Source organism: Actinomyces sp. AC-20-1 (assembly GCF_023369555.1).
In the GTDB taxonomy this organism is placed as follows: domain Bacteria; phylum Actinomycetota; class Actinomycetes; order Actinomycetales; family Actinomycetaceae; genus Actinomyces.
In genome coordinates this window covers 1-10,982 of record NZ_JACJVC010000031.1, presented here as the reverse complement: position 1 = coordinate 10,982, position 10,982 = coordinate 1, and the positions used below count along the sequence as shown (strand labels likewise).

Sequence of the window (10,982 nt, the reverse complement as noted above, 5' to 3'; positions counted from 1 at the left end):
GGCCGAGGCCGCCTGCTCGCTGCTCGCCGCCCCGGCCGGCACCGTCACGGCCCTGGGCTCCGGCTGCCTGGCCGACGCCGGGGTCCGCAGCGCCCTGGAGCGCGCCCGGGCCGCAGGCGCCCGCACGGTGCTGCTGACCGCCACGACCCGGCGCCTGGCCACCCGCAACGGGCTGGACGCCCCCCGCTCGGTGGCGCTGGGCAACGTCCACCACGCCTTCACCCAGATGCTCCACGCCCGCCAGGACCTCTGCCTGCGCTCGGCCGGCGCCGAGGCCGTCGTCGTCGACACGACGTCCACCACGCCCGCCCAGGCGGCCGCCGAGGCCATCGGGCTGCTGGGCGCCGGCGCCTGAGGTACGGCCCCGCCGTCGTGACGGGCCTCGCACGCCCCGGCCCGGGGCGGCGGCCCGGCCGGACGGTAGTCTTGCGGCGACAAGACGTCCCCCGACAGTGAGGAACACCCGTGGCAACGACGAACGACCTGAAGAACGGCCTCGTGCTCAACATCGAGGGCCAGCTCTGGCAGGTGGTCGAGTTCCAGCACGTCAAGCCCGGCAAGGGCCCCGCCTTCGTGCGCACCAAGCTCAAGAACGTCCTGTCCGGCAAGACCGTCGACCGCACCTTCAACGCCGGCCTCAAGGTCGACACCGCCACCGTCGACCGCCGCGACATGCAGTTCTCCTACAAGGACGGCGAGGACTTCGTCTTCATGGACGTCAAGGACTACGAGCAGGTCCCGGTCTCCGCCGAGACCGTCGGCGACGCCGCCACCTACATGCTCGAGGGCCAGGACGTCATCGTCGCCTTCCACGAGGACTCCGTCCTCTTCGTCGAGCTGCCCGCCTCCGTCGTGCTGACGATCTCCCACACCGAGCCGGGCCTGCAGGGCGACCGCTCCTCCGCCGGCACCAAGCCCGCCACCCTCGAGACGGGCGCGGAGATCCAGGTCCCGCTGTTCCTCAACGAGGGCGACCGCGTCAAGGTCGACACCCGCACTGGCGACTACATCTCCCGCGTCACCGACTGACCCGATGACCGAGACCACCCCCCGAGCCGAGGCGCCCGAGAGCTCCGCCGCCGCGTCCGACGGCGGGACGGCGGGAGCCCCGCGCCCCGTCAAGCACCCCGTCACGGCGCGCACCAAGGCCCGTCGTCGCGCCATCGAGGTCCTCTTCGAGGCCGACCAGCGCGGCATGCTGGGCAGGGGCCGCCGGCGCGACGCGGAGGACGAGCGCCACTGGGGCGAGCGTGACGAGCACGCCCCGGCCCAGGCGCCCGTCACCGCCGCCGAGGCCGCGCAGACCCTGCGCGACTTCGCCGCCCGGCGCGCCGTCGAGTCCGCCAACCACACCGAGGCGCCCGCCTACACGCGCGAGATCCTCACCGGCGTGGCGGACCACCTCGCCGACGTCGACGACACCATCGAGACCTACGCCCAGGACTGGACGCTCGCCCGCATGCCGGCCGTGGACCGCGCCATCGCCCGCGTCGCCACCTGGGAGATCGTCTACAACGACGACGTCGACGCCCCCGTCGCGGTCGACGAGGCCATGACGCTGGCGAGGATGCTCTCCACGGACGACTCCCCCCGCTACCTCGGGGGCCTGCTCGGCCGCATCGGGGACCTCGCGGACACGCTGCGCTGACAGCGCTGACAGCACCGGCCGGCGCTCCCGCGCGCCGCACCACCACCCGCCGTCGTGGGCGGCCCCACCACCGGGGCCGCCCACGACGTCCTCCACGGATCTGAGGGCGCCCCTAGGGTGGGGCCATGAGCAGCACCCGCACCCCCGTCATCGCCGTCACGGGCGCCACCGGCCGCGTCGGCGGCGCCGTCGCTGCCCGCCTGCACGACGCCGGCCTGGGCCCCCGCCTCATCGTGCGCGACGCCACCCGGGCGCCCGCCTGGGCCGACAACGTCGCCGTCACCACCTACGGCGACCGCGAGGCCGGGCCCGTCGCGCTCGCCGGCGTCGACGTGCTGCTCATGGTCTCGGCCTCCGAGGCGGCCGACCGCCTCGAGCAGCACCGCGCCCTCATCGACTCCGCGGCCGAGGCCGGTGTGCGCCACGTCGTCTACACGAGCTTCCTCGGCGCGGGGGAGGACTCGGTCTTCACCTTCGGGCGCACCCACGGCGCCACCGAGGCCCACCTGGCGGCCTCCGGCATGACCACCACGCTGCTGCGCGACTCCTTCTACCTCGACTTCCTGCCCGAGCTCGCCGTCAACGGCGTCATCGCCGGTCCCGCCGGCCCCACCGGCGGCCGCGTCGGCGCCGTCGCCCGGGCCGACGTCGTGCGCTCGGCCGCCGCCGTGCTCACGGACCTCGCCACCGGCTCCGGCCTCCACGACGGCGCCGTGTACACGATGACCGGCCCTGAGGCCCTGAGCCTCACCGACGTCGCCCGCACCCTCACCGTGCTGGGCCCGCCCACCACCTACCGCGAGGAGAGCCTCGAGCAGGCCTACGCCTCGCGGGCGGGCTACGGCGCCCCCGCCTGGCAGGTCGACGGGTGGGTGAGCACCTACACGGCCATCGCCTCCGGCCAGCTCGCGGCCGTCACCGACGACGTCCACCGCCTCACCGGCCGCGCGCCCCTGAGCCTGGCCGAGGTCCTCACCGGCGCACGCCCCTGACGGATATCTCACGTGCCACCATGCGGGAGCGCCGGGCGTGCCCGCGCCGGGCAGGGATACGATGCCGGTGTCAGACATCCTTGAAGTCCGTCCAGTGAGGCGGGGAAGGAGGTCCACGCACCGTGGCCTACGCGCAGTCCACCGGGAAGCAGATCCTCGGAGAGCCCGAGATCGCACGCTCCCTCGTCCGTATCGCTCACGAGATCGTCGAGCGCAACCGGGGTGTGGAGGACCTTCTGCTCCTCGGCATCCCCTCCGGCGGCGTCCCCCTCGCCCAGCGCCTGGCCAAGGCCCTCGCCTTCGCCACCGGCGGCTCCGAGGTCCCCGTCGGCACCCTCGACATCACGATGTACCGCGACGATCTCGGCCGCCACGCCATCCGCGTGCCCCAGCCCACCGTCATCCCCGGTGAGGTCCTCGAGGGACGCACCGTCGTCCTCGTCGACGACGTCCTCTACTCCGGGCGCACCATCCGCGCCGCCCTCGACGCCCTGGGCTCCATCGGCCGGGCCGAGGCCGTCCAGCTCGCCGTCCTCGTCGACCGTGGCCACCGCCAGCTGCCCATCCGCGCGGACTACGTCGGCAAGAACCTGCCGACCTCCCGCACGGAGAAGGTCGTCGTCTCCCTCACCGAGCTCGGAGCCGGAGCCGACTCGGTCGCCATCCACCCGTCGACCGAGACCGCCACGGAGGCCGCCCGATGAAGCACCTGCTGTCCGCCAAGGACCTCAGCCACGACGAGGCCGTCATGGTCCTCGACACCGCCGAGGCCATGGCCGCCACCCAGCGTCACGCCGTCAAGAAGCTGCCCACCCTGCGCGGCAAGACCGTCGTCAACCTCTTCTTCGAGGACTCCACCCGCACCCGCCTGTCCTTCGAGGCCGCCGCCAAGAGGCTCAGCGCCGACGTCATCAACTTCTCCGCCAAGGGCTCCTCCGTCTCCAAGGGGGAGTCCCTCAAGGACACCGCCCAGACGATCATGGCGATGGGCGCCGACGCCGTCGTCGTGCGCCACTCGGCCGACGGCGCCGCCCACCTGCTCGCCCACGCCGGCTGGATCGACGTGCCCGTGCTCAACGCCGGTGACGGCAAGCACCAGCACCCTACCCAGGCCCTGCTCGACGCCATGACCCTGCGCCGCTGGTACGACCCCGCCGACGGCGCCGCCGACGGCTCGCCCGCCCCGCGCGGCCGCGACCTCGCCGGCGCCAGGGTCGTCATCGTCGGCGACGTCCTGCACTCGCGCGTCGCCCGCTCCAACGTCGACCTGCTCACCACCCTCGGTGCCAGCGTCACCCTCGTGGCCCCGCCCACCCTCCTGCCCATCGGGATGGAGGGCTGGCCCTGCGAGGTCTCCTACGACCTGGACGAGACCATCGCCGCTGCGCGCCCCGACGCCGTCATGATGCTGCGCGTCCAGCGCGAGCGCATGAGCGCCGCCGGCGGCGGCTACTTCCCCAGCCCCGCCGAGTACTCGCGCGCCTACGGCCTCGACAGCGCCCGCCGCGAGGCCATGCCCGACCACGCCATCGTCATGCACCCCGGCCCGATGAACCGTGGCCTGGAGATCACCGCCGAGGCCGCCGACGACCCCCGCTCGCGCATCATCGAGCAGGTCGGCAACGGCGTCTCCGTGCGCATGGCCGCCCTCTACCTCCTCCTCGCCGACGAAGGGACCCAGCTGTGACCGCCCACCTCCTCACCGGCGCCCGCCCCTACGGCGAGGACCCCGCCGACATCCTCGTTATCGACGGCCGCATCGCCGCCACCGGCCCCGGGGCCGCCGCCCAGGCGCCCGACGGCACGGTGCGCCACGAGCTCGACGGCCTCGTCGCCCTGCCCGGCCTCGTCGACATCCACACCCACCTGCGCGAGCCCGGCGGCGAGTCCGCCGAGACCGTCCGCACCGGCACCCGCGCCGCCGCCGTCGGCGGCTACACCGCCGTCTTCGCCATGGCCAACACCAACCCGGTCCAGGACAACGCGGGCGTCGTCGAGCAGGTCCTGCGCCTGGGCCAGGACGCCGGCTGGGTGGACGTCCACCCTGTCGGCGCCGTCTCCAAGGGTCTCAAGGGCGAGCAGCTGAGCGAGATGGGCGCCATGGCGCACTCGGCCGCCCAGGTGCGCGTCTTCTCCGACGACGGCAAGTGCGTCTACGACCCCGTCCTCATGCGCCGCGCCCTGGAGTACGTCAAGTCCTTCGACGGCGTCATCGCCCAGCACTCCCAGGACCCGCGCCTGACCGAGGGCTCCCAGATGCACGAGGGCACCGTCTCCGCCGAGCTGGGCCTGCGCGGCTGGCCCTCGGTCGCCGAGGAGTCCATCATCGCCCGCGACGTCCTGCTCGCCGAGCACGTCGGCTCGCGCCTGCACGTGTGCCACCTGTCCACGGCGGGCAGCGTCGACATCATCCGCTGGGCGAAGGCCCGCGGGATCGACGTCACCGCCGAGGTCACCCCGCACCACCTGCTGCTCACCGACGAGATGGCCCGCAGCTACTCGCCCCTGTACAAGGTCAACCCGCCCCTGCGCACCGCCGAGGACGTCGAGGCCGTGCGCGAGGCCCTGGCCGACGGCACCATCGACGTCGTCGGCACCGACCACGCCCCGCACCCGCTGGAGGACAAGGACTGCGAGTGGCAGGCCGGCGCCTTCGGCATGACCGGCCTCGAGACCGCCCTGCCGGTCCTCATCGAGACGATGGTGAGCACTGGCCGCATGACCTGGCGTGACATCGCCCGGGTCATGTCCACGGCCCCCGCCCTCATCGGCCGCGTGCGAGACCAGGGCCAGGGCCTCGAGGTCGGCGCCCCCGCCAATATCACCGTCGTCGACCCCACGGTGCGGCGCACCGTGGACGGCGCCTCCCAGTGGACGCACTCGACCAACACGCCCTACGCGGGCATGGAGCTGCCGGGCCAGGTCATCGCCACCTTCCTGCACGGGCGCCCCACGGTCCTCGGCGGCCGGCCCGTGGCCCGCGACGGCGAGGGGCAGGCATGAGCCCGGCCGCGTCGTCCGCACGCACCCCCGCCCTGCTCGTCCTCGAGGACGGCTTCGCCCTCGTCGGCCGCTCCTACGGCGCCACCGGGCGCACCGTCGCCGAGGTCGTCTTCAACACGGCCATGACCGGTTACCAGGAGACCCTCACGGACCCCTCCTACCACCGGCAGATCGTCGTCATGACCGCCCCGCACATCGGCAACACCGGTGTCAACGACGAGGACCCCGAGTCCGGGCGCATCTGGGTCGCCGGCTACGTCGTGCGAGACCCCGCCCGGCGCGCCTCCTCCTGGCGCGCCAGGCGCGAGCTGGAGGACGAGCTGCGCGAGGCCGGGGTCGTCGGCATCTGCGACGTCGACACCCGCGCCCTCACCCGCCACCTGCGTGAGCGCGGCGCCATGCGTGCCGGCATCTTCTCCGGTGAGGCCCTGCCCGCCGGCGTCGGCCCCGACCCGCGCAGCACCCCCTCCCGGGCGGCTCTCGACATCTGCCTCGACGCCGTGCGCTCCGAGCCCGTCATGGAGGGCCAGGCCCTGGCCGCCGAGGTCTCCACCGACGAGGGCTACGTCGTCGAGCCCTCCGGCGTCTGGCAGGGGCGCGAGCCCGTCGCCGTCGTCGCCGCCGTCGACCTCGGCATCAAGGCCCGCACCCCCTTCCAGCTCGCCGAGCGGGGCGTGCGCGTGCACGTGCTGCCCCAGTCCACGACCCTGCCCGAGGTCCTGGCCCTGCGGCCCGACGGCGTCTTCTTCTCCAACGGCCCGGGCGACCCCGGCACCGCCGACGCCGAGGTCGCGCTGCTGCGCGGCGTGCTCGACGCCCACCTGCCCTTCTTCGGCATCTGCCTGGGCAACCAGATCTTCGGCCGGGCCCTGGGATACGGCACCTACAAGCTCGGCTACGGCCACCGGGGCGTCAACCAGCCGGTCCTCGACCGGGCCACGGGCCGCGTCGAGATCACCGCGCACAACCACGGCTTCGCCGTCGACGCCCCCGTCGGCGGGCCCAGCACCGCCCCCTACGACTCGGGTCGCTACGGGCGCGTCGAGGTCAGCCACGTCGGTCTCAACGACGGCGTCGTCGAGGGCCTGCGCGCCCTGGACCTGCCCGCCTTCTCCGTCCAGTACCACCCGGAGGCCGCCGCGGGACCGCACGACGGCGAGCACCTGTTCGACCGCTTCGTCCGTCTCATGACCGAGCACCGGGCCGCCACGGGCCACAGCCCCGAGACCACCGCCGAGGAGACCGCCTGATGCCCCGCCGTACCGACATCTCCTCCGTCCTCGTCATCGGCTCGGGCCCCATCGTCATCGGGCAGGCCTGCGAGTTCGACTACTCGGGCACCCAGGCCTGCCGCGTCCTGCGCTCCGAGGGCATCCGCGTCATCCTCGTCAACTCCAACCCGGCGACGATCATGACGGACCCGGACGTCGCCGACGCCACCTACGTCGAGCCCATCACCCTGGAGGTCCTGACCTCCATCATCGATAAGGAGCGCCCCGACGCCCTCCTGCCGACCCTGGGCGGCCAGACGGCCCTCAACGCCGCCATGAGCCTGGTCGAGGCCGGTGTGCTCGAGCGCTACGGCGTCGAGCTCATCGGCGCCAACGCCGAGGCGATCAACGCCGGTGAGGACCGCGACGAGTTCAAGAGGGTGGTCGAGCGCTGCGGCGCCGAGGTCGCCCGCTCCGTCATCGCCCACACGATGGACGAGTGCCACGCCGGCGTCGCCGAGCTGGGCGGCTACCCCGTCGTCGTGCGCCCCTCCTTCACCATGGGCGGCCTGGGCTCCGGCATCGCCCACGACGCCGCCGACCTCGAGCGCATCGCCGGCCAGGGCCTGACGGCCTCGCGCACCACCGAGGTGCTCCTCGAGGAGTCCATCCTCGGGTGGAAGGAGTACGAGCTCGAGCTCATGCGTGACAAGGCGGACAACTGCGTCGTCGTCTGCTCCATCGAGAACCTCGACCCCGTGGGCGTCCACACGGGCGACTCCGTCACCGTGGCCCCCGCGCTGACCCTCACCGACCGCGAGCTGCAGCGCCTGCGCGACATCGGCATCGCCGTCATCCGCGAGGTCGGGGTGGACACCGGTGGCTGCAACATCCAGTTCGCCGTCGACCCGGCCACCGGCCGCGTCGTCGTCATCGAGATGAACCCCCGCGTCTCGCGCTCCTCGGCCCTGGCCTCCAAGACCACAGGCTTCCCCATCGCCAAGATCGCCGCCCGCCTGGCCGTGGGCTACACGCTCGACGAGATCCCCAACGACATCACCGGGTCCACACCCGCCTCCTTCGAGCCGACGCTCGACTACGTCGTTGTCAAGGTCCCGCGCTTCGCCTTCGAGAAGTTCCGCGGCGCGGACCCGTCTCTGACGACGACGATGAAGTCCGTCGGCGAGGCCATGGCCATCGGGAGGTCCTTCACCGAGGCCCTGCAGAAGGCCATGCGCTCCATCGACAAGAAGGGCACCGCCTTCCACTGGGACGGCCAGGCGCCCGCGCCCGAGGCCTTGCCCGCTCTGCTGGAGTCCCTGCGCACCCCCACCGAGCACCGCCTGCTCGACCTGCAGCAGGCCGTGCGCGCTGGCGCCACCCTGGACGAGCTCTTCGAGGCCACCCGCATCGACCCCTGGTTCCTCGACCAGATGATGCTCCTGCAGGAGACGGCGGACATGGTCCGCCGGGCCCCGGCCCTGACCCCCGCGGTCCTGGCCGAGGCCAAGCGCCACGGCTTCTCCGACGCCCAGCTCGCCGGGATCCGGGGCCTGAGCGAGGACACGGTCCGCGAGGTCCGCCACGCCTACGGCCTGCGCCCGGTCTACAAGACGGTGGACACCTGCGCCGCCGAGTTCGCGGCCCGCACCCCCTACCTGTACTCGAGCTACGACACCGAGAGCGAGGTGGCGCCGCGCGAGCGCGAGGCCGTCATCATCCTGGGCTCGGGCCCCAACCGCATCGGCCAGGGCATCGAGTTCGACTACTCCTGCGTCCACGCGACCATGGCGCTGTCCGAGCGCTACGAGACCGTCATGGTCAACTGCAACCCGGAGACCGTCTCCACCGACTACGACGTCTCCGACCGTCTCTACTTCGAGCCGCTGACCTTCGAGGACGTCATGGAGGTCTACGAGGCCGAGCTCGCCGCCGGCCCCGTCGCCGGCGTCATCGTCCAGCTCGGCGGCCAGACCCCGCTGTCCCTGGCCGCCCGGCTCAAGGCCGCCGGCGTCACCATCATCGGCACGAGCCCCGAGGCCATCGACGCCGCGGAGGACCGTGAGGTCTTCGGCGTCGTCCTGGAGAGGGCGGGCCTGCCCGCGCCCGCGCACGGCACGGCGCTCACGGACGAGCAGACGCTCGCCGTGGCCGAGGAGATCGGCTTCCCCGTCCTCGTGCGCCCCAGCTACGTGCTGGGCGGGCGCGGCATGGAGATCGTCTACGAGCACGCCGGTCTGGAGGACTACCTCGCCCGCGCCGGCCGGGAGCCCGGCGGCGCCTACGCCAACGGCCCGCTGCTCATCGACCGCTTCCTCGACGACGCCATCGAGATCGACGTCGACGCGCTCTACGACGGCACCGAGCTCTTCCTCGGCGGCGTCATGGAGCACATCGAGGAGGCGGGCATCCACTCGGGGGACTCCGCCTGCGTGCTGCCACCCATGACGCTGTCGGACACGGAGATCGCCCGCATCCGCCGCTCCACCGAGGCCATCGCCCAGGGGGTGGGCGTGCGCGGGCTCATCAACATCCAGTTCGCCCTCATGAGCGACACGCTCTACGTCATCGAGGCCAACCCGCGCGCCTCGCGCACCGTCCCCTTCGTCTCGAAGGCCACCGGTGTGCAGCTCGCCAAGGCCGCGGCCCTGCTCATGGCGGGCGAGAGCATCGCCTCCCTCAGGCGGCGCGGACACCTGCCCGGCCACGACGCCACCCACTCCGACCCGCTGGACCCCATCGCGGTCAAGGAGGCGGTCCTGCCCTTCAGGCGCTTCCGCACCCCCGAGGGGCGCGTCGTCGACACCGTCCTCGGCCCCGAGATGCGCTCGACCGGTGAGGTCATGGGCTACGACATCGACTTCCCCACCGCCTTCGCCAAGTCCCAGGCCGGCGCCTACGGGGGCCTGCCGACCGAGGGCACGGTCTTCGTCTCCGTCGCCGACCGTGACAAGCGGGCCGTCGTGCTGCCGGTCGCCCGCCTGGCCGAGCTCGGCTTCACGGTGCTCGCCACGACGGGTACCGCCCAGGTCCTGCGCCGCAACGGCATCCCCTCCACGGCCGTGCGCAAGGTGAGCGAGGGTCAGGGAGAGCACGGGGAGCAGACGATCGTCGAGCTCATCGAGTCCGGCATGGTGGACATGGTGGTCAACACGCCCAAGGGGCAGGGCGCCCGCGCCGACGGATACTCGATCCGGGCGGCCACGACGAGCGCCGACCGGCCCATCATCACCACAGTGCAGCAGCTGCAGGCGACCGTCCAGGCGCTCGAGGCCCGCCTGCGCGGCCCCTTCAGGATCCGCTCCCTGCAGGAGCACGACGTCGAGCGCACCGCGCGGCGCGAGCAGGTGAGCGCATGAGCGCCGCCGGGCCCACCACCGCCGAGGACCTTCCCGGGCGCCCGCCCTTCGGCGCCCGCCTGGCCCGGGCCATGGATGAGCTGGGGCCCCTGTGCGTGGGCATCGACCCCCACAAGGGCCTGCTTGAGGCCTGGGGGCTGAGCGACGACGCCGCCGGGCTGCGCGAGTTCTCCCTGCGGGTCGTGGACGCGCTGGGGGGCCGGGTGGCCGCCGTCAAACCGCAGTCGGCCTTCTACGAGCGTCACGGCTCCGCCGGCGTGGCGGTCCTGGAGGAGACCCTCGCGGCCCTGCGCGAGGCAGGCACGCTCAGCGTCCTGGACGTCAAGCGCGGCGACATCGGCTCCACGATGGGCGGCTACGCGGACGCCTACCTCTCCGAGGGCTCGACGCTGGCGGCCGACGCCCTCACCGTCTCGCCCTACCTCGGCTTCGGCTCCCTGGAGCCCGTGCTCAGCCTCGCCCGGGACACGGCCCGCGGGGTCTTCGTCCTGGGGCTGACCTCGAATCCGGAGGGCCGCAGCGTCCAGCACGCGACGGACGCCTCCGGCCGCTCGGTGGCGGGCGGGGTGGTCGACGGCGTGAGAGCCGCCAACGCGGCCGCCAGGGCCGCCGGCACGCTCGGCAGCGTCGGCCTCGTCGTCGGCGCGACCGTGGGGCGGGCCGTGCGCGACCTGGGCCTGGACCTTCAGGCCTCGGCCGCCCCGCTGCTGGCGCCCGGGGTGGGGGCGCAGGGGGCCGGCGCGCCCGAGCTCGAGCAGGTCTTCGGCGC

Annotated in this window: 9 protein-coding genes and 1 pseudogene; all 10 read left to right on the top strand. The window is 73.4% G+C overall.

The window, feature by feature from the left end; translation table 11 throughout:
• Positions 1 to 355 (top strand): annotated as a pseudogene (locus H6X67_RS11480) (shikimate kinase); the annotation flags it as partial.
• A gap of 110 nt (positions 356 to 465) precedes the next feature.
• Positions 466 to 1,029 carry an elongation factor P gene (gene efp, locus H6X67_RS11475; RefSeq protein ID WP_249367531.1) on the top strand — a complete coding sequence of 188 codons (564 nt, stop codon included), beginning with the start codon at positions 466 to 468 and terminating at the stop codon, positions 1,027 to 1,029.
• A 4-nt stretch (positions 1,030 to 1,033) separates the two neighbouring features.
• Positions 1,034 to 1,648, top strand: coding sequence for a transcription antitermination factor NusB (nusB, locus tag H6X67_RS11470; protein WP_249367530.1), 615 nt, complete (start codon positions 1,034 to 1,036; stop codon positions 1,646 to 1,648).
• Between the two features lie 125 nt (positions 1,649 to 1,773).
• On the top strand, positions 1,774 to 2,640 hold the full coding sequence (locus H6X67_RS11465; RefSeq protein WP_249367529.1) for an SDR family oxidoreductase: 867 nt from the start codon (positions 1,774 to 1,776) through the stop codon (positions 2,638 to 2,640).
• Positions 2,641 to 2,762: 122 nt separating this feature from the next.
• The gene (gene pyrR / locus H6X67_RS11460; RefSeq protein WP_249367528.1) at positions 2,763 to 3,344 is read left to right on the top strand and encodes a bifunctional pyr operon transcriptional regulator/uracil phosphoribosyltransferase PyrR; all 582 of its coding nucleotides are present in this window, start codon (positions 2,763 to 2,765) and stop codon (positions 3,342 to 3,344) included.
• Entirely contained in the window at positions 3,341 to 4,327 is a 987-nt protein-coding gene (locus H6X67_RS11455; protein WP_249367527.1) for an aspartate carbamoyltransferase catalytic subunit, read from the top strand. The genes pyrR and H6X67_RS11455 overlap by 4 nt, the downstream gene beginning before the upstream one ends.
• The gene (locus tag H6X67_RS11450) at positions 4,324 to 5,643 is read left to right on the top strand and encodes a dihydroorotase (RefSeq protein ID WP_249367526.1); all 1,320 of its coding nucleotides are present in this window, start codon (positions 4,324 to 4,326) and stop codon (positions 5,641 to 5,643) included. Before H6X67_RS11455 ends, H6X67_RS11450 begins: the two co-directional genes overlap by 4 nt.
• A complete protein-coding gene (gene carA, locus H6X67_RS11445; protein WP_249367525.1) occupies positions 5,640 to 6,893 on the top strand; it encodes a glutamine-hydrolyzing carbamoyl-phosphate synthase small subunit in 1,254 nt (417 codons plus the stop codon). Before H6X67_RS11450 ends, carA begins: the two co-directional genes overlap by 4 nt.
• On the top strand, positions 6,893 to 10,213 hold the full coding sequence (carB, locus tag H6X67_RS11440; protein ID WP_249367524.1) for a carbamoyl-phosphate synthase large subunit: 3,321 nt from the start codon (positions 6,893 to 6,895) through the stop codon (positions 10,211 to 10,213). The genes carA and carB overlap by 1 nt, the downstream gene beginning before the upstream one ends.
• Positions 10,210 to 10,982 (top strand): orotidine-5'-phosphate decarboxylase (pyrF, locus tag H6X67_RS11435; protein ID WP_249435549.1); only part of this gene is annotated, 773 nt, incomplete at its 3' end. The genes carB and pyrF, both read left to right, overlap by 4 nt.

Excerpts from the sequence above, each read along its gene's own strand:
- nusB (WP_249367530.1), top strand. The coding sequence starts at position 1,034 with ATGACCGAGACCACCCCCCGAGCCGAGGCGCCCGAGAGCTCCGCCGCC.
- H6X67_RS11455 (WP_249367527.1), top strand. The coding sequence starts at position 3,341 with ATGAAGCACCTGCTGTCCGCCAAGGACCTCAGCCACGACGAGGCCGTC.
- carA (WP_249367525.1), top strand. The coding sequence starts at position 5,640 with ATGAGCCCGGCCGCGTCGTCCGCACGCACCCCCGCCCTGCTCGTCCTC.
- H6X67_RS11465 (WP_249367529.1), top strand. The coding sequence starts at position 1,774 with ATGAGCAGCACCCGCACCCCCGTCATCGCCGTCACGGGCGCCACCGGC.
- carB (WP_249367524.1), top strand. The coding sequence starts at position 6,893 with ATGCCCCGCCGTACCGACATCTCCTCCGTCCTCGTCATCGGCTCGGGC.